Genomic DNA, 16,906 nt, shown 5'->3' with positions numbered 1-16,906 from the left:
CGGGTGGCGTACTTCCCGCTGGTGAGCTGGTGCTGGGGAACGAAGCTGTGGATGTACTCGGCATCGATCTTCCAGCCGGGGGCGTGGTACTCGATCTCCTGGTACAGGACATCGCCAGCCGCATAGGCGCCCATGGCGTCCGAGAGCACCAGGCGGTGCTTGCCGTCCGAGTGCTCGAAGTGGTAGCTGATGCCCCATTCCTGGCACAGGCGGGAGAAGAAGGCGACGTCGCTCTCGTTGAACTGGGTCTGGTAGTCGCGCACGGGGTAGTGCTCGATCAGGCGCTTGTCCACGGGGAAGGCGTAGCCGCCCAGGAGTTCGTCCAGGATCTGGACGACGCTGAGGTTCTGGAAGATCCTGCAGTCGGTGCGCAGGGTGGCCAGGTGCAGCCAGGGGCGCAGGGTGAGCTTGTACTGGGCGTGGCGCCCTTCCTCGCCCCACAGGGCTGCGTCGGTGATCAGGGCGTTGATCTGGCGGGGGGAAGAGCCATCGAGCTCGATCTCGCAGCTGATCTCCTGGCCGATGAAGGCATCCAGGTCGAAGTCGGCGCCGGAAGAGACACCGGACAGAGCCAGGGCATCCGGGGTCTTGAGAAAGAGTTCGTAAGCAAAGAGGCTGTTGAGCCCCTCATGCCCCGACAGCCGCACAGGCGCCAGTGCAGCCTGACCAAGAACAACAGGGATTGCAGCAGAAGAAACAGACAGCGTGCGCGGCATCGACGACTTCCTTGAGAGAAGGAGGAGAGGTCGGCGCAGTCTGCAGGGACTGCGCGGCGCACACTGCGAACAATCGTCACCTCACGCGCTGCCCGTCAAAAAGGGCGAAGCAAGCGCGAAGAAGTTGACGCTGAAGGGCCCGCTCAGCCCAACGCCGGATAGTCCGTATACCCCTTCACCCCACCCCCATACATCGTCGCCTTGTCGAGCTCGTTCAGCGGCGCGTGCTCGCGCAGGCGGCGCACCAGGTCGGGGTTCGAGATGAAGGGCTTGCCGAAGGCCACGAGGTCGTCGCCTTCCTTCACGGCTTCTTCGGCCAGGGGGCGGTCGTAGCCGTTGTTGACCATCCAGGCGGCCTTGCCGCCGGCGGCGCGGTAGGCGGCCTTGAGGGCTTCGTAGTCGAAGGGGCGGTCGGCGATTTCGCGCGGGCCGCCGGTGGCGCCTTCGATGATGTGGATGTAGGCCAGGTTCAGCGGCGCGAGCTGCTGCACGACGTAGGTGAACAGCGGCTGTGGGTCGCTGTCGTGCGCGTCGTTGGCGGGCGTGACGGGCGACAGGCGGATGCCGGTCTTGCCGCCGCCGACGGCATCGACCACGGCGCGCGTGGACTCGAGCAGCAGGCGTGCGCGGTTCTTGATGGAGCCGCCGTAGTCGTCAGTGCGCTTGTTGCTGCCGTCCTTCAGGAACTGGTCGAGCAGGTAGCCGTTGGCGCCGTGCAGCTCCACGCCGTCGAAGCCCGCGGTCTCGACGGCGTTGCGTGCGGCCGCGGCATAGGCGTGGACGATGCCGGGCAGCTCGGCCGCGTCGAGCGCACGCGGCTCGGACGTTTCAACGAAGGTGGGCACGCCGTCCTTGATGAGCACGGTCTTGGTCTTGGCGGTGATGGCCGAGGGCGCGACGGGCTTGCCGCCACCGGGTTGCAGTTCGGTGTGCGAGACGCGGCCCACGTGCCACAGCTGCACGACGATCTTGCCGCCCTCGGCGTGCACGGCGTCGGTCACGCGCTTCCAGGCGTCGAGCTGCTCGGTGCCGTAGAGGCCGGGCACGTCGGCGTAGCCCTGGCCCTGGTGGCTGATGGCGGTGGCTTCGGTGATGAGCAGGCCGGCGCTGGCGCGCTGGGCGTAGTAGGTGGCGGCGATGTCGGGCGGGATCGCGTTGGGCGAGCGGTTGCGCGTGAGCGGCGCCATCACGATGCGGTTGGCGAGCTGGAGGTCGCCGGCCTGGACGGGGTCGAAAAGGGTGGACATCGTGGATTGAGGGGGCAGAGTTGAAACAGGCGCAAGGCTAAGCCGCCCGTCTCAACCCTGCTGTCGCACGGTTGTCCCGATTGGTGCTAAGGAAGCAGCCGCGCCAGCAGCGCCGGGCTCACGCGCACGGGCAGCGCCAGCAGAATCTGTCCCATGCCCTTGCCGAGCGGGTCGTTGCGCAGCGAGGCCATGCCGCCGCCGCCCAGCGCCTGTTCGCAGACGAAGTTGAAGGCGTGGATGCCGGGCACCTCGTGGCGCGTGACGCGGCCCTGCACCAGGTGCGCGAGCCATGCGGCCACGCGGGCCTCGGTGAGTTGCGCGCGCAGCAGCGGCAGCAGCTCGGGATGGCGCGCGATGACGCCGATGTTCGAGGTGTCGCCCTTGTCGCCGCTGCGGGCCCATGCGAGGCGGATCAGCGGGACTTCGATGGCGTCGTCGCCGGGCGTGGCAAGAGGCAGTGCATCGTTGGTGCGCACGGCGGGCGGGTCGTCGCTGGTGGCGTGCGTCGCGGGCACATCGACGGCCTGCCCATCGACGTGCACCTGCGGGCTCACGCGCGCCTTGTCGAGCAGGAACGCGTACTGCCGGATCGACGGCGACACCGAGGCGCGCCCGCCGCCCGCGCCCGTGGTGCCGGGCGCCCACGAGGTGCCGGCCGGCGCGACCTCGCGCGCGAACAGTTCCAGCGCATCCTTGCGCGGATGCGTCACGGCGAGCCGCAGCACGGCTTCGCGGATCTGCTGTGCCTGCGTCTGCGCGTGCGGGCCGTAGCAGGACTCGGCGCCGAGCACTTCGAGCTGCGTGCCGCTGTAGGGCCCGAGGCCCTGTTGCGCGAAGAGGGCGCTGGTGCGCGCGAGGATCGCTTCGCCGGTGCGCCGCGCCTTGGCCACCGCGTCGAAGCCGACGATCGTGAGCTGCGCAGCGGTCTTGAAGCCGTCGACATACGTGGCGCAGACCTTGTAGCTGCCGGTGGGTGCGCGGCCGCGCGCGCCGTGCACGCGCACGCGGTGTTCGCCCGCCTGTTCGATGCGCACCTGCGTGAAGTCGGCCACCACGTCGGGCAGCAGGTAGGCGGCAGGGTCGCCGATTTCGTAGAGCAGCTGCTCGCCGACCACGGCGGGCGTGAGCTTGCCGCCGGTGCCCGCGGGCTTGGTGACGACGAAGCTGCCGTCGGCGGCGCATTCGACGATGGGGTAGCCGATGTTCGGCCAGTCGGGCACGGTGTCCCAGTCGGTGTGCAGGCCACCGGTGGCCTGGCAGCCGCACTCGATGATGTGGCCCGCGAGGCTGCCTGCGGCAAGCAGGTCGTGGTCGCCGGGCTGCCATTGGAATTCGTGCATGAGCACGCCGAGCGTGACGGCGGAGTCGACGCAGCGGCCGGTGATGACGACCTGCGCGCCCGCGTCGAGCGCGGCCTGGACCGGGCGCGCGCCCAGGTAGGCATTGGCGCTGAGCACGCGCTCGGGCAGCGGCGCGCCGCTCTGCAGTTCGCGCACGGGCGGTTGCGAGGCGCGCAGTTCGGGCAGCAGCGGCGACACGTCGTCGCCGCTGACCACGGCGATCTTCAGCGTGATGCCTTGCTCGGCGGCCAGTGCCGCGAGCGCATCGGCGCAGCCTTGCGGGTTGACGCCGCCCGCGTTGCTCACGACGCGGATGCCTTGTTTCACGACGTCTTTCAGCACGGCCTTCATCGCGACGGAGACGAAGTCGGTCGCGTAGCCCAGCTCGGGCTTCTTCAGTCGTGCGCCCGCGAGGATCGACATGGTGAGCTCGGCGAGGTAGTCGAACACGAGGTAGTCGATCTGCCCGCTGGCCACGAGCTGCGGCGCGCCCACGCTGCTGTCACCCCAGAAGCCGGAGGCGCCGCCGATGCGGACGACGCGATTGCTGTTGTGGTTGCTGCTGTTCATCGTCCGCTCCATTGCGGCTTGCGCTTCTCGCGGAAGGCGAGCTGGCCTTCGGCCGCGTCTTCGGTGAGCGCGAACAGGCCGATCTGGCTTTCGGTGAAGGCCATCGATTCCTCGAAGGCCATGGCCTCGATCTTCTTCATCGTGTACAGGCCGCGGCGGATGGCGGCGGGCGACTTGTCGAGCAGGCGGCCCAGCAGCCAGTCGACGCTCTCGTCGACGTCGTCGCTCACGCGGTTGACCAGCTTCAGCTCGAGCGCCTGCGCGGCGTCGATCGGTTCGCCGGTGATGCACATCTCGGCCAGCACGCGGCGCGGCAGCAGGCCGCCGAGCACGCTGAGCACCTGCGCGGGAAACACGCCGACCTTCACCTCGGGCAGGCCGAACACGGCCTGGCGGCTGGCCACGGCCAGGTCGCACATCGCCATGAGGCCCATGCCGCCCGCCATGCAGGCGCCGTTGACGCGCGCGATCAGCGGCACGGTCGATTGCCGTGCCTGGCGAAAGAGGTTGGCCATGCCCTGGTAGGGCGCGGCGTAGTCGAACTTGAACGAGGTGCCGCTTTGCAGGTCGGCGCCGGCGCAGAAGGCGCGCGTGCCGGCGCCGGTGAGGACCACGGCGCGCACGGCGGTGTCGCGGTTGGCACGGGCCAGCGCATCGGACAGGCCCTCGAGCACGGCCGCGTTGATGGCGTTGCGGCGTTCCTGGCGATCGATGGTGAGCCACATGACGGGCCCGCGCATCTCTTCGCGCAGCTCGACGGGGGACGGGGAAGAAGGGGGAGGGGATTCGGACATGGGCGGCTCGGCTTCCTGGTGACGGATGCCGTAGCGTCGCCCGAAAAAAAAGCCGCGGCATGCGGCTTGTGGCTGCGGTGATCCGGGTTTTCCCTGGGGTGGCCCGGATCGGCGCTGGCGTCGCGTTCTGCGCGCTTTTGCTTACTTCAGCAGGCCTTCGGCCTTCATCGCTTCCTGAACAGCGGGGCGGGCGGCCACGCGGGCGTGCCAGGCCAGCACGTTGGGGAAGTCCGAGATGTCCACGCCGGTGGGCTTGGTCCAGTTGGTGACGGTGAACAGGTAGCCGTCGGCCACGCTGAAATGCTCGCCCATCAGGTACTGCTTGGCGGCGAGTTCGCCGTCAAGCCACTGGAAGCGGGCCTTGAGCTTGTCCTTGGAGATGGACTTGGCTTCCTCGGGCATGGCCGGGTTGAACAGCGGGCTGAAGCCCTTGTGCACCTCGGTGCCGATGAAGGTCAGCCATTCCTGCAGGCGGTAGCGCGGCATGGTGCCGTTGGCGGGCGCGAGGTTCTTGGTGGGGGCGAGGTCGGCAATGTATTGCACGATGGCCGGGCCTTCGCGCAGGCGGGTGCCGTCGTCGAGCTCGAGCATCGGCACGTAGCCCAGCGGGTTGATGCCGTAGTAGTCGGTGCCGTCCTGCAGCTTGTGGCTCTTGGTGCTGGCCAGCACCGGCTCGAAGGCGATGCCCGCTTCGTGCAGTGCGATGTGGGGGGAGAGCGAGCAGGCGCCGGGCGAGTAGTACAGCTTCATTCGAAAAAACTCCAATGGATAGAAGGAAAAGATCTGTGCGACCGCAGGGGATGCTAGCGGGTTTGGCCGCATCGCGTTTTTGTCCTACGGCGGCTCGCGCGCGCCGACTATCGGGCGGCACGGTGGGCCTTCCTACAGTCCGGACACGGCGGCGCATGCCCGCTGCAAAGCAACCAAGGAGTGGTTCACCATGCTCAAGTACGCGATCATTTTTGCGGTCATCTCGCTCGTGGCGGGTCTGCTGGGCTTCGGCGGCGTGGCGGCCGGCGCGGCGGGCATCGCCAAGCTGCTGTTCGGCCTGTTCCTCGTGCTGGCGGTGCTGTTCGTGGTGCTGGCCGCACTCGGCGTGGGCGCGGTGAAGAAGGCGCTCGATTGACCGCCTTGCCCCATGCCATGCACCTGTCGCACGTCGACCTGCGCCTGGACTACGAGGTGGACGCCCCGGCGCACCTGCGGCTGAACATCGAGGCCGCGCGCACGGGTGCGCAGGCGGTGTTGGCCGAGACGCTCACCATCGAGCCGCCCGCGCGGCTGCGGGTGGGCTGCGAGGCCGACAGCGGCAACCGCTTCGTGCGTTTCGACGCGGCGCCCGGCCCGCTGACCATCGCCTACCGCGCGACGGTGCGGCGCCCGGTGGTGCATGTGCCGGCCACCTTGCCCGAGGTGCCGGTGAGCCAGCTGCCCGACGCGGTGCTGGGCGACCTGCTGCCCACGCGCTACTGCGAGTCGGACCTGCTCGCGCGCTGCGCCCAGCAGCTCTTCGGCGACCTGCCGCCGGGCATCGGCCGCGTGCAGGCGATTGCCGACTGGATCCACGACAGCATCGTCTACGTGCCGGGCAGCAGCGACTCGACCACCACGGCGCGCGAAGTGTTCGTGCAGCGCGCGGGCGTGTGCCGCGACTTCGCGCACCTGGGCATCACCTTCTGCCGCGCGCTCAACATCCCGGCGCGGCTGGTGGTGGGCTATGTGTGGTTCGACGAACCGCCGCAGGACTTCCATGCCGTGTTCGAAGCGTGGCTGGGCGGGCAGTGGGTGCTGTTCGATCCGACGCGCATGGCGCCCGTCGACCGGCTGGTGCGCGTGGGCACGGGGCGCGACGCGAAGGACGTGGCCTTCTCCACGATCTTCGGCGCGGTGCGCATGACCGACAAGAAGCTCGCCGTGCGCGAATTGCAGGACGAGCGGGCCATTGCGCCGCGCACGCCGGCACCCAGTGGCGAGCTGCGGGGCATCGAGAAGCCCGAACCGGTGCTCTGACCCTCCCAAGTGACCGCCCAATGCGGGTTGTTTGCTATTAAATATATAGCATCCTGCGCAATGACGGCGAGGCTCTGGACCGATTTTGGCGCGGCTCCCTAGCTTGTCCACACAGGGGTTGCGGCAGGGCATCGCCGCTTAAAATTAGTGCCCTTTTTTGCGCCGCGCACGCGTCTGTGGTGCGCCCCCTTTTTCCAATGCTGTACCCCGAAGAATTCGATGTGATCGTCGTCGGCGGTGGCCATGCCGGCACCGAAGCCGCGCTCGCTTCCGCACGCATGGGCGCCAAGACGCTGCTGCTCTCCCACAACATCGAGACGCTGGGGCAGATGAGTTGCAACCCGTCGATCGGCGGCATCGGCAAGGGCCACCTCGTGAAGGAGGTCGACGCGCTCGGCGGCGCGATGGCCATTGCCACGGACGAGGCGGGCATCCAGTTCCGCATCCTCAATTCGAGCAAGGGCCCGGCCGTGCGCGCCACGCGGGCGCAGGCCGACCGCGTGCTGTACAAGGCCGCGATCCGCCACCGCCTGGAAAACCAGCCGAACCTGAGCCTGTTCCAGCAAGCCGTCGACGACCTGATGATCGAAGGCGATCGCGTCGTTGGCGCCGTCACGCAGGTGGGCATTTCTTTCCGCGCGCGCACCGTGGTGCTGACCGCGGGCACGTTCCTCGACGGCCGCATCCACGTCGGCCTCGACAACTACCAGGCCGGCCGCGCGGGTGACCCGCCGGCGATCAGCCTGTCGGCGCGTCTCAAGGAACTGAAGCTGCCGCAGGGCCGCCTGAAGACCGGCACGCCGCCGCGCCTGGACGGGCGCAGCATCGACTTCTCGAAGTGCACCGAACAACCCGGCGACGGCATGCCCGGCGGGGCAGGGCCGATGCCGGTGTTCAGCTTCATGGGCAAGGTCGAGATGCACCCGCAGCAGATGCCGTGCTGGGTGACCCACACCAACCAGCGCACGCACGACATCATCCGCTCGGGCTTCGACCGCAGCCCGATGTTCACCGGCAAGATCGACGGTGTCGGTCCGCGCTACTGCCCGAGCGTCGAAGACAAGATCAACCGCTTTGCCGACAAGGACAGCCACCAGATCTTTCTCGAGCCCGAAGGCCTGACGACCAACGAGTACTACCCGAACGGGATCTCGACCAGCCTGCCGTTCGACATCCAGTACCAGCTGGTGCGCTCGATGCCGGGCCTGGAAAACGCCCACATCCTGCGCCCGGGCTACGCCATCGAGTACGACTACTTCGATCCGCGCGAGCTCAAGAGCAGCTTCGAGACCCGTGCGATCCGCGGCCTGTTCTTTGCCGGACAGATCAACGGCACCACCGGCTACGAAGAGGCGGCGGCCCAGGGCCTGTTCGCCGGCATCAATGCCGCGTTGCAGTGCCGGGGCGAAGACGCCTGGCTGCCGCGCCGCGACGAGGCCTACCTGGGTGTGCTGGTCGACGACCTGATCACCAAGGGCGTGACCGAGCCGTACCGCATGTTCACCAGCCGCGCCGAGTTCCGGCTGCAGCTGCGCGAGGACAACGCCGACATGCGCCTGACCGAAGCAGGGCGCAAGCTGGGCCTCGTGGACGACGCGCGCTGGGACGCTTTCAGCCGCAAGCGCGACGCTGTTTCACGTGAAACAGAGCGACTCAAGTCGATCTGGGTGAACCCGCGCAACCTGCCGGCGACCGAGTCGGCCCGGGTGCTGGGCAAGGCCATCGAGCACGAATACAACCTGGCCGACCTGCTGCGCCGGCCCGACGTGAACTACGAAACCCTGATGTCGCTGGACGGCGGCAAGTACGGCCCGTCGTCGGCGCTGAGCGCTTCCGAGATCGAACAGATCGAGATCTCGGCCAAGTACTCCGGCTACATCGAGCGCCAGCACGACGAAGTGGAGCGCGCCGCCCACTTCGAGAACCTGAAGCTGCCGGCCGATTTCGACTACGGCCAGGTCAAGGCTTTGAGCTTCGAGGTGCGCCAGAAGCTGGACAAGCACCGGCCCGAAACGTTGGGGCTGGCATCGCGCATCTCGGGCGTCACGCCCGCGGCGATCTCGCTGCTGATGATTCACCTGCGCAAGGGCGGGCACAAGGCCTTCGCCCGCGACGCCGCCAATACCGCCACGACCACAGAAACCACCGAAGCTGCTGCCACCGAGCCGCACACCGCACCATGAGCGCGACGCCCCTCGACACGCTGCGCGCAGGCGCAGCCGCCCTGGGCGTGGCCCTGTCCGACACGCAGGGCGAACAGCTGCTGGCCTACGGCACGCTGATGCTCAAGTGGAACAAGGTCTACAACCTGACGGCCGTGCGCGACCCGGCCGGTGTCATGACGCACCACCTGCTCGACAGCCTCGCGGCCGTCGCACCGCTGCAGCGCGAGTGGGCAGGGAAGGGCAGGCTGCTCGACGTTGGCTCCGGCGGCGGTCTGCCGGGCGTGGTGATCGCCATCATGCGGCCCGACATCGAGGTCAGCTGCCTCGACGCCGTCGCCAAGAAAGCCGCCTTCGTGCAACAGGTGGCAGCCGAACTGGAGCTGCCGAACCTGCGCGGTCTGCATGCGCGGGTCGAATCGCTGGCCGGCAGCTACGAGATGATCGGCTCGCGCGCCTTCGCGTCGCTGCCCGATTTCTTCAACGGCTCGGTGCATCTGCTGGCACCGGGCGGCGTCTGGCTGGCCATGAAGGGCAAGGTGCCGACCGACGAACTGGCCGCCTTGCCGGCCGGCGTCGCAGTGTTTCACGTGGAACAACTGACGGTGCCGGGCCTGGACGCCGAGCGCTGCATCGTCTGGGCGCGCAAAGAGGCCACCTGATTTCGTAAAAGATGCGACGGCGCCGGCAAAAGCCGGTGCCGGAGCAATCTTCCCGGCGCTGGCCTGCCTTAGACTCGAAGCCTCCCCCTGGCTCTCTTTTTCGAGGCACATCCCATGTTCGGCATCGCTGACTACGGCGCATTCGTCGCCGCCATCGTCCTGTTCCTTCTGATTCCCGGTCCGGGCAATCTGGCGCTGATCACTTCGACCAGCAAAGGCGGCATTCGTGGCGGCCTGGCAGCGACCTTCGGCGTGATCCTGGGAGACCAGGTCCTGATGTGGGCGGCGGTGGCGGGCGTGTCCGCCGTGCTGGCTGCCTACCCGGCCGCCTTCAAGGCGGTGCAATGGCTGGGCGCCGCCTACCTGGCGTGGCTCGGTCTCAAGATGCTCCTGGCCAAGCCCGGCGCGGCACCGATCCTGAACATCCGCCCGAGCCATTTCCTGCGCCAGGCGCTGACGATCACCTTGCTGAACCCCAAGGCGATCGTGTTCTACATGGCCTTCTTCCCGCTGTTCGTCGATCCGGCGCGCCACCAGGGTGTCATCACCTTCGGCGCCATGGCCGTGACCATCGCCGCGCTGACCTTCCTGTACGGCCTGACCTCGACGCTGCTCACGCACTTCCTGGCCGAGCGCATCCGCGCCAATCCCCGCATCTCGGCCACGCTCGAAAAGCTGGCCGGCACCTTCCTGATTGCCTTCGGCATCAAGCTCGCGATCTCGCGCTGACCGACCCCGACGACCCGCACTGACGACACATGGCCAAGATTTTCTGCATCGCCAACCAGAAGGGCGGCGTCGGCAAGACCACCACCACCGTCAATCTCGCCGCCGGCCTGGCCAAGGTGGGCCAGCGCGTGCTGATGATCGACCTCGACCCCCAGGGCAACGCCACCATGGGTTCGGGCATCGACAAGCGCCAGCTGGAGCTCACGGTGTACGACGTGCTGCTCGAATCGGCCTCGGTGGCCGAAGCGCGGGTGAAGTCCGACAAGCTCGTGGAGGCCGAAGCCAGCTACGACGTGCTGGGTGCCAACCGTGAGCTGGCCGGTGCCGAAGTCGAAATGGTGGCGCTCGACCGCCGCGAAAAACGCCTGCGCACCGCGCTGGCCGCGGTCGGTGCTGAGTACGACTTCGTGCTGATCGACTGCCCGCCGAGCCTGAGCCTGCTGACGCTCAACGGCCTGTGCGCGGCCCACGGCGTGATCGTGCCGATGCAGTGCGAGTACTTTGCGCTCGAAGGGCTCACGGACCTGGTCAACACCATCAAGCAGGTGCACGCCAACCTCAACAAGAACCTGCAGATCATCGGCCTGCTGCGCGTGATGTTCGATCCGCGCATCACGCTGCAGCAGCAGGTGAGCGAGCAGCTCAAGTCCCACTTCGGCGACAAGGTGTTCGACACCGTGATCCCGCGCAATGTGCGCCTGGCTGAAGCGCCGAGCTACGGCCTGCCGGGCGTGGTGTTCGATCCGGCCGCCCGCGGCAGCCAGGCCTTCATCGCCTTCGCCGAAGAGCTGGTCGCCAAGATGCCGCCCGCGAGCGCCTTCGCCTCGGGCGCGGTGGCACCGCCGGTCACGCCCCCGCCGCGCGTGGTGCCCGACCTGCCGATTCCCGACGATGTGCTGGCCGCTGCGCCTTCTGCTTCCGTCGCCGATACCGATCAAAACCCCGTCTGATGCTCGCCCGATGGGCGGCAGGCGCTATCAAGTTCGTAGCAACCAGCCATGAGTGAACCCCGCATCCTGCTGCTGCCCGGATGGCAGAACAGCGGCCCCGGCCATTGGCAGACCCGCTGGGAGTCGGTCTACGGCGACCGCCGCGTCGACCAGCACGAATGGATGCGCCCGCTGCGTGGCGACTGGTCGATCCGCCTCGAAGAAGAAGTGCTGGCCGCGCCGGGCCAAGTGGTGCTGGCTGCCCACAGCCTCGGCTGCATCCTCACTGCCGCCTGGGCGGCCCATTCGCGCAACACGCACAAGGTGCGCGGCGCGCTGCTGGTGGCGCCCGGTGACCTGGAGCGCGACGACCTGCGCCAACTGATTCCCGGCTGGGCGCCCATCGTGCGCCAGCCGCTGCCGTTTCCGGCCGTGCTCATCGCCGCCAACGACGACCCGTACTGCGAAGCCTCGCGCTCGAAGCTGCTGGCCCGCGACTGGGGCGCACGCTTCATCGACGCCGGCACCGGCGGCCACCTGAACGCCGAATCCGGCCTGGGCGACTGGCCCGAAGGCCGGCAACTCCTGAACGACCTCTCGAAAGACACGCACTGATGGCGACCAAGAAACCCAAGGGCCTGGGCCGCGGCCTCGAAGCGCTGCTCGGCCCGACGGCCGCACCCTCCGCCGATCCGCTCGGCAATGGCGGCGACCGCGCCACGGAAGAGGGCGGCGCCCCGCAGAACCCCAACACGCTGAAGCTCGACCAGATGGTGGCCGGCGTCTACCAGCCGCGCACCCGCATGGACGAGGGCGCGCTGTACGAGCTGGCCGAGAGCATCAAGGTGCAGGGCATCATGCAGCCGATCCTGGTGCGCCGGCTCGATGCCGAGTCGGCCGCGGCCAAGAACGCCGAGTACGAAATCATCGCGGGCGAGCGGCGCTTCCGTGCCGCCCGGCTCGCCGGCCTGGACACCGTGCCGGTGCTGGTGCGCGACGTGCCCAACGAGGCCGCGGCGGCCATGTCGCTCATCGAGAACATCCAGCGCGAAGACCTCAACCCGCTGGAAGAAGCCCAAGGCCTGCAACGCCTGGTGACCGAGTTTGGGCTCACTCACGAAATGGCGGCCCAGGCCGTCGGCCGTTCGCGCAGCGCCGCCAGCAACCTGCTGCGCCTGCTGAACCTCGCCGAGCCCGCGCAGCTGATGCTGATGGCCGGCGACATCGACATGGGCCATGCGCGCGCGCTGCTGTCGCTCGACCGCGGCACGCAGATCACCGCCGCCAACCAGATCGCCGCCAAGAAGATGTCGGTGCGCGAGGCCGAGGCGCTGGTGAAGAAGCTCGCGGCCGAGTTCACGCTCACGCCCTCGCGGCGCGGCAATGCCGGCGAGAAATCGCGCGACCTGCAGCGCGTGGAAGAAGAGCTGGCCGACCTGCTCACGGCCGAGGTCGAGGTGCGCATCAAGAAGCGCACGAAGCGCGGCGAAAGCGGCGAGCTGGCGATCCACTTCGGCTCCATCGAAGCACTCAACGGACTCATCGAGCGCATCCGCCGAACGGCCTAGTTCGACCTGCGTTGCGAAGACGGACCCCTGCGTTCGTTTGATTGATTCCTGCAATCCTTTGCGCGTATCCTCGATCGCGGTTTTTCTTTCAGCCCTGCAAGACCACCACCATCGAAACGAGGGAGTCGACCATGCCGTTCTTCGCCACCAAGTTCCCGCTCGCCGCAGTCGCCGTCGGCGCACTGCTGCTCACGGGCTGCGCCACCACCGACATGCAGATGGGCAGCCCCTCGGCCAAGACCATGGCCACGGGCAGCGCCGCCGGCGGTGCCACCTCGGGCGAGAGCAGCCAGCTCGAACGCTGCGAATCGCCGCTCGGGACCGTCTCGCTGGTCGAGAACGTCAACGCCGGCTGGTACACCATCCTCACGGGCGAGTACCGCCTGCCGCCTACTGCAAATCTGTTGCGTTTGCTGGTGCAGCAGTCGAACTGCTTCGTCGTCGTCGAGCGCGGCGCGGCCGGCATGAACGCGATGACGCGTGAACGCGCGCTGCAGCAGTCGGGCGAGATGCGCGGCGGCAGCAACTTCGGCCGCGGCCAGATGGTGGCGTCCGACTACGGCCTGTCGCCCGAGATCGTGTTCAGCAACAGCGATGCCGGCGGCATCGGCGGCGCGCTCGGCGGCCTTGTGGGCGGTGGCCGTGGCCGCGCCATCGCAGCCGTCGGCGGCAGCCTGCAGACCAAGGAAGCCAGCGCCTTGCTGACGCTCATCGACAACCGCTCGGGCGTGCAGGTCGCGGCAGCCGAGGGCAGCGCCTCCAAGACCGACTTCGGCGCCTTCGGTGGCCTGGCCGGCCGCAGCGGCGCCGGTGGCCTTGGCGGCTACACCAACACGGCGCAGGGCAAGGTGATTGCCGCCGCCTTCATGGACGCCTTCAACCAGATGGTCCGTTCGCTCCGCAACTACAAGGCGCAGACGGTGCGCGGCCAGGGCCTGGGCGGCGGTGGCCGCTTGGGCGTCGATGGCGGCGCCGCGCCTTCGCAGACCTACGTGCCGCCGGAGCCGGCACCGGCACGTCGCCGCAGGTAAGAGCAGGATACGGGCCTTCGGGCCACGAAAAAGCCCGGCGCTCTTGCGAGCCGCCGGGCTTTTTCATTGATGCGTGATCGCGAGGGATCAGAGGCTGAAGATCTTGCCCGGGTTCATGATGTTCTTCGGATCGAGCGCGCGCTTGATCGTGCGCATCATGTCGATCGCGCCCACGCCGGCTTCGGTCACCAGGAAGTCCATCTTGTGCAGGCCCACGCCGTGCTCACCGGTGCAGGTGCCTTCGAGCGCCAGCGCGCGGCTCACCAGCGCATGGTTCAGTTCTTCGGCCTTCACGCGCTCTTCGGGAATGTTCGGATCGAGCAGATAGCCGAAGTGGAAGTTGCCGTCGCCCACGTGGCCGACGAGGAAGTAGGGGATGCCGCTGGCATCGGCTTCGGCCACCGAGTCGAGCAGGCAGTCGGCCAGGCGCGAGATCGGCACGCAGGTGTCGGTCGAGATCACGCGGCAGCCCGGGCGCGACTGCACGGCTGCGAAGTAGCTGTTGTGCCGCGCGGTCCACAGGCGCGTGCGTTCTTCCGGCGTGCTGGCCCATTCGAAGGCGTTGCCGCCGTGGCCGCTCGCGAGTTCCTGCACCGTCTCGGCCTGCTCTTTCACACCCGCGGGCGAGCCGTGGAATTCCATCAGCAGCATCGGCTCTTCGCGCAGGTTCAACTTGGCGTAGGCGTTCACCATGCGCACCGTGTTCACGTCGATCAGCTCCACACGCGCGATCGGTACGCCCAGCTGGATGGTCTCGATGGTGGTGCGCACCGCGGCCTCGATGCTCGGGAACGAGCAGATTGCCGCCGACACCGCCTCGGGCAGCGGGTAGATGCGCAGCGTGACCTCGGTGACCACGCCCAGCGTGCCTTCGCTGCCCACCATGAGGCGCGTGAGGTCGTAGCCGGCCGACGACTTCTTGGCGCGCGTGCCGGTGCGGATGATGTCGCCGCTGGCCGTGACCACCTCGAGCGCCAGCACGTTCTCGCGCATCGTGCCGTAGCGCACCGCGTTCGTGCCGCTGGCGCGCGTGGCCGTCATGCCGCCGATGGAGGCGTCGGCGCCCGGGTCGATGGGGAAAAACAGGCCCGTGCTCTTGATCTCTTCGTTGAGCTGCTTGCGCGTGACGCCCGGTTGCACCGTCACCGTGAGGTCGTCGGCGTTGATCGACAGCACCTGGTTCATGCGCGACACGTCGATGCTGATGCCGCCTTGCACCGCGAGCAGGTGGCCTTCGAGCGAAGAGCCCACGCCGAAGGGAATGACCGGCACGCTGTGCTCGCTGGCGAGCTTCACGGCATCGGCAACATCTTGCGTGCTTTCGGCGAACACCACGGCCGCGGGCGGCGGCGCGTCGAACGACGACTCGTCGCGTCCGTGCTGCGTGCGCACCGCCATCGCCGTGGAACAGTTGTCGCCGAAGCGCGCCTTCAGCCCGTCGATCAGGGCTGCGGGGACATCGCGCAGATGAAGCGCCGGCATCAGGTGCGAGGTGGAAGTCGGGGCGTTCATCGGGCGTCTCCTGGAGGGGCTGAGGGGGATCGGTCATTTTACGGAGCGCGCACCATAATGCGCTTCGGTAAAAGACATGAACCCCACGACCCTTGCAGCCCTCGCGGCCTTTCCCTCGCAGCTCGAAGCCCACTACGCGGCCATTCCCAAAGCCTTCCGGCATTGGGCGCCGCCTTCATGGGAGGGCGTGCCCAGCGAGGCATTCACCGCCATCGAGCAGCTGTGCCATGTGCGCGACATCGAGATCGAGGGCTACCACGTGCGCTTTCGCCGCACGCTGGCCGAGAGCCATCCGACGCTCGCATCGATCGACAGCGAGCCGCTGGCCATCGAACGCCACTACGGCGCGGCCGACCCTGCAGCGGTGCTCGCCGAGTTCCGCCAGGCGCGCGTGCAGACGATGGAAATCATCTCGCAGCTGAGCGACGCGCAGCTGGCGCGCACGGCCGTGTTCGAGGGCTACGGCCCGCTCACGATGCGCAGCCTCATCCATTACCTGTGCAGCCACGACCATCAGCATCTGGCCGGACTGCAGTGGCTGGCCGGCAAGATCGACGCCGCCGGCCTTTCGACCTGAACCGAGGAGCGCCCATGGGCAACCGACTTTCCCAGATCGCCACCCGCACCGGCGACGACGGCACCACCGGCCTGGGCGACAACACCCGCGTGCCCAAGGACCACCTGCGCGTGCACGCGATGGGCGACGTGGACGAACTCAACTCGCACATCGGCGTGCTGCTGTGCGAGCCGCTGCCAGAGCCCGTGCGCGAGCTGCTGGTCGACGTGCAGCACCAGCTGTTCAACCTTGGCGGCGAACTCTCGATGCCCGGTTTCACGCTGCTCAAGCCCGAAGCGCTGCTGCAGATCGACAACGCGCTGGCCGACCACAACGCCGCCTTGCCGCGCCTGGCCGAATTCATCCTGCCCGCCGGCACGCGCGCCGCCTCGCTGGCGCACGTGTGCCGCACCGTGGCGCGGCGTGCCGAGCGCGCCGTGGTGTCGCTGGGCGCCACCACCGAACTCAACGACGCGCCGCGCCAGTACCTCAACCGGCTCAGCGATCTGCTCTTCGTGCTCGCACGCGTGCTCAACCGCATGAACGGCGGCGACGACGTGTACTGGAAGAGCGAGCGCATGGCCCGCGCGGCCGCCGCCGAATCCGAAGACCACTCCCAGGGGACGACGCCATGAAAACCTTCCACATCACCGCATCGCTCGCCGCCATTGCTGCCGCGCTCTGCCTGCCCGTCACCGCGCAGGCGCAGAGCGCCGACAACCCGCCCCAGGCCGAACGCGCCCACACGATCAAGTCGCCCTCGCGCAGCGGCAAAGTGGTGGGCAGCGTGCAACGCGGCACCAACGCCGCCGGCCGCGGCGTCAACCGCGCCGATGCGGCCACGCGGCGCGGTGTGAGCAACGTGTCGGAAAAAGCCAGCCGGCCCGTGCGCAACGTGGGCGAGTCCTTCGGACGCAAGCTGGCACCGGGCTCGAGTGGGCGCGCGGCGCCGCCGCCTGTGGGGCCGCAGGGCAACGCGCCCTGAGTCTTTGCTGTTGTTCGCTCAGGGCGACGCTCCCGCCGACGCGGTACCTTGCTCCGCGAATGTCCCCCGGCCTGCGGCCTCCTCCTTGATTTCGC

The 16,906-nt window shown here is 68.3% G+C and carries 18 protein-coding genes; 12 read left to right on the top strand and 6 right to left on the bottom strand.

Annotated features, from left to right (window positions below):
• The 5 genes from AC07YS_RS31050 to gstA form a co-directional block, all read right to left on the bottom strand.
• Positions 1 to 716, bottom strand: a 716-nt coding sequence (locus AC07YS_RS31050; protein WP_495273833.1) for a type VI secretion system Vgr family protein, incomplete at its 3' end; no start/stop codon positions are given.
• Between the two features lie 143 nt (positions 717 to 859).
• Entirely contained in the window at positions 860 to 1,963 is a 1,104-nt protein-coding gene (locus tag AC07YS_RS31045; protein ID WP_159279063.1) for an alkene reductase, read from the bottom strand.
• A gap of 86 nt (positions 1,964 to 2,049) precedes the next feature.
• The gene (locus AC07YS_RS31040; protein WP_495270159.1) at positions 2,050 to 3,873 is read right to left on the bottom strand and encodes an acyclic terpene utilization AtuA family protein; all 1,824 of its coding nucleotides are present in this window, start codon (positions 3,871 to 3,873) and stop codon (positions 2,050 to 2,052) included.
• A complete protein-coding gene (locus tag AC07YS_RS31035; protein ID WP_495270158.1) occupies positions 3,870 to 4,667 on the bottom strand; it encodes an enoyl-CoA hydratase/isomerase family protein in 798 nt (265 codons plus the stop codon). Before AC07YS_RS31035 ends, AC07YS_RS31040 begins: the two co-directional genes overlap by 4 nt.
• Positions 4,668 to 4,808: 141 nt before the next feature.
• Positions 4,809 to 5,417 carry a glutathione transferase GstA gene (gene gstA / locus AC07YS_RS31030; RefSeq protein ID WP_495270157.1) on the bottom strand — a complete coding sequence of 203 codons (609 nt, stop codon included), beginning with the start codon at positions 5,415 to 5,417 and terminating at the stop codon, positions 4,809 to 4,811.
• Positions 5,418 to 5,607: 190 nt separating this feature from the next.
• On the opposite strand from gstA, the gene AC07YS_RS31025 reads away from it, so the two are divergent.
• The 9 genes from AC07YS_RS31025 (at position 5,608) to AC07YS_RS30985 (ending at position 13,758) form a co-directional block, all read left to right on the top strand.
• Positions 5,608 to 5,793 carry a DUF1328 family protein gene (locus tag AC07YS_RS31025; protein WP_013538518.1) on the top strand — a complete coding sequence of 62 codons (186 nt, stop codon included), beginning with the start codon at positions 5,608 to 5,610 and terminating at the stop codon, positions 5,791 to 5,793.
• Complete coding sequence (locus AC07YS_RS31020; protein WP_492686800.1) at positions 5,790 to 6,677, top strand: transglutaminase-like domain-containing protein; 888 nt, start codon at positions 5,790 to 5,792, stop codon at positions 6,675 to 6,677. The genes AC07YS_RS31025 and AC07YS_RS31020 overlap by 4 nt, the downstream gene beginning before the upstream one ends.
• 197 nt (positions 6,678 to 6,874) lie before the next feature.
• Positions 6,875 to 8,860 carry a tRNA uridine-5-carboxymethylaminomethyl(34) synthesis enzyme MnmG gene (gene mnmG, locus AC07YS_RS31015; protein WP_495270156.1) on the top strand — a complete coding sequence of 662 codons (1,986 nt, stop codon included), beginning with the start codon at positions 6,875 to 6,877 and terminating at the stop codon, positions 8,858 to 8,860.
• Positions 8,857 to 9,501, top strand: a complete 645-nt coding sequence (rsmG, locus tag AC07YS_RS31010) for a 16S rRNA (guanine(527)-N(7))-methyltransferase RsmG (RefSeq protein WP_495270155.1) — start codon at positions 8,857 to 8,859, stop codon at positions 9,499 to 9,501. Before mnmG ends, rsmG begins: the two co-directional genes overlap by 4 nt.
• A 114-nt stretch (positions 9,502 to 9,615) precedes the next feature.
• A complete protein-coding gene (locus AC07YS_RS31005; protein WP_095743039.1) occupies positions 9,616 to 10,230 on the top strand; it encodes a LysE family transporter in 615 nt (204 codons plus the stop codon).
• Between the two features lie 29 nt (positions 10,231 to 10,259).
• Positions 10,260 to 11,180 (top strand): ParA family protein, encoded by a 921-nt coding sequence (locus AC07YS_RS31000; protein ID WP_095743040.1) that lies wholly within the window; start codon positions 10,260 to 10,262, stop codon positions 11,178 to 11,180.
• Between the two features lie 48 nt (positions 11,181 to 11,228).
• Positions 11,229 to 11,774 (top strand): RBBP9/YdeN family alpha/beta hydrolase, encoded by a 546-nt coding sequence (locus AC07YS_RS30995; protein ID WP_495270154.1) that lies wholly within the window; start codon positions 11,229 to 11,231, stop codon positions 11,772 to 11,774.
• Positions 11,774 to 12,727 (top strand): ParB/RepB/Spo0J family partition protein, encoded by a 954-nt coding sequence (locus AC07YS_RS30990; RefSeq protein ID WP_062473760.1) that lies wholly within the window; start codon positions 11,774 to 11,776, stop codon positions 12,725 to 12,727. Before AC07YS_RS30995 ends, AC07YS_RS30990 begins: the two co-directional genes overlap by 1 nt.
• Before the next feature lie 131 nt (positions 12,728 to 12,858).
• A complete protein-coding gene (locus AC07YS_RS30985; protein WP_369630775.1) occupies positions 12,859 to 13,758 on the top strand; it encodes a CsgG/HfaB family protein in 900 nt (299 codons plus the stop codon).
• Between the two features lie 87 nt (positions 13,759 to 13,845).
• Here the strand turns inward: AC07YS_RS30985 and AC07YS_RS30980 are convergent, their stop codons facing one another.
• On the bottom strand, positions 13,846 to 15,270 hold the full coding sequence (locus tag AC07YS_RS30980; RefSeq protein WP_070061438.1) for an FAD-binding oxidoreductase: 1,425 nt from the start codon (positions 15,268 to 15,270) through the stop codon (positions 13,846 to 13,848).
• Between the two features lie 76 nt (positions 15,271 to 15,346).
• Between AC07YS_RS30980 and AC07YS_RS30975 the strand changes: the two genes are divergently transcribed.
• From AC07YS_RS30975 to AC07YS_RS30965, 3 genes are read left to right on the top strand one after another with little or no spacing between them, the layout of a single operon-like run.
• Complete coding sequence (locus tag AC07YS_RS30975; protein ID WP_495270153.1) at positions 15,347 to 15,847, top strand: DinB family protein; 501 nt, start codon at positions 15,347 to 15,349, stop codon at positions 15,845 to 15,847.
• Positions 15,848 to 15,861: 14 nt separating this feature from the next.
• The gene (locus AC07YS_RS30970) at positions 15,862 to 16,461 is read left to right on the top strand and encodes a cob(I)yrinic acid a,c-diamide adenosyltransferase (RefSeq protein WP_062473752.1); all 600 of its coding nucleotides are present in this window, start codon (positions 15,862 to 15,864) and stop codon (positions 16,459 to 16,461) included.
• Positions 16,458 to 16,811 (top strand): hypothetical protein, encoded by a 354-nt coding sequence (locus AC07YS_RS30965; RefSeq protein ID WP_495270152.1) that lies wholly within the window; start codon positions 16,458 to 16,460, stop codon positions 16,809 to 16,811. Before AC07YS_RS30970 ends, AC07YS_RS30965 begins: the two co-directional genes overlap by 4 nt.
• The last annotated feature ends 95 nt before the right edge of the window (positions 16,812 to 16,906 follow it).

The organism is Variovorax sp. GW458-11-26-14-LB1, assembly GCF_059423965.1.
Note: the sequence above shows the minus strand (reverse complement) of the source record. Positions and strands in the feature narration are given on the sequence as shown.

Bases quoted from the DNA above. Each gene is read 5' to 3' on its own strand.
- AC07YS_RS31045 (WP_159279063.1), bottom strand. From the start codon at position 1,963: ATGTCCACCCTTTTCGACCCCGTCCAGGCCGGCGACCTCCAGCTCGCC.
- AC07YS_RS31040 (WP_495270159.1), bottom strand. From the start codon at position 3,873: ATGAACAGCAGCAACCACAACAGCAATCGCGTCGTCCGCATCGGCGGC.
- AC07YS_RS31035 (WP_495270158.1), bottom strand. From the start codon at position 4,667: ATGTCCGAATCCCCTCCCCCTTCTTCCCCGTCCCCCGTCGAGCTGCGC.
- gstA (WP_495270157.1), bottom strand. From the start codon at position 5,417: ATGAAGCTGTACTACTCGCCCGGCGCCTGCTCGCTCTCCCCCCACATC.
- AC07YS_RS31025 (WP_013538518.1), top strand. From the start codon at position 5,608: ATGCTCAAGTACGCGATCATTTTTGCGGTCATCTCGCTCGTGGCGGGT.
- mnmG (WP_495270156.1), top strand. From the start codon at position 6,875: ATGCTGTACCCCGAAGAATTCGATGTGATCGTCGTCGGCGGTGGCCAT.
- rsmG (WP_495270155.1), top strand. From the start codon at position 8,857: ATGAGCGCGACGCCCCTCGACACGCTGCGCGCAGGCGCAGCCGCCCTG.
- AC07YS_RS31005 (WP_095743039.1), top strand. From the start codon at position 9,616: ATGTTCGGCATCGCTGACTACGGCGCATTCGTCGCCGCCATCGTCCTG.
- AC07YS_RS31000 (WP_095743040.1), top strand. From the start codon at position 10,260: ATGGCCAAGATTTTCTGCATCGCCAACCAGAAGGGCGGCGTCGGCAAG.
- AC07YS_RS30995 (WP_495270154.1), top strand. From the start codon at position 11,229: ATGAGTGAACCCCGCATCCTGCTGCTGCCCGGATGGCAGAACAGCGGC.
- AC07YS_RS30990 (WP_062473760.1), top strand. From the start codon at position 11,774: ATGGCGACCAAGAAACCCAAGGGCCTGGGCCGCGGCCTCGAAGCGCTG.
- AC07YS_RS30985 (WP_369630775.1), top strand. From the start codon at position 12,859: ATGCCGTTCTTCGCCACCAAGTTCCCGCTCGCCGCAGTCGCCGTCGGC.
- AC07YS_RS30980 (WP_070061438.1), bottom strand. From the start codon at position 15,270: ATGAACGCCCCGACTTCCACCTCGCACCTGATGCCGGCGCTTCATCTG.
- AC07YS_RS30975 (WP_495270153.1), top strand. From the start codon at position 15,347: ATGAACCCCACGACCCTTGCAGCCCTCGCGGCCTTTCCCTCGCAGCTC.
- AC07YS_RS30970 (WP_062473752.1), top strand. From the start codon at position 15,862: ATGGGCAACCGACTTTCCCAGATCGCCACCCGCACCGGCGACGACGGC.
- AC07YS_RS30965 (WP_495270152.1), top strand. From the start codon at position 16,458: ATGAAAACCTTCCACATCACCGCATCGCTCGCCGCCATTGCTGCCGCG.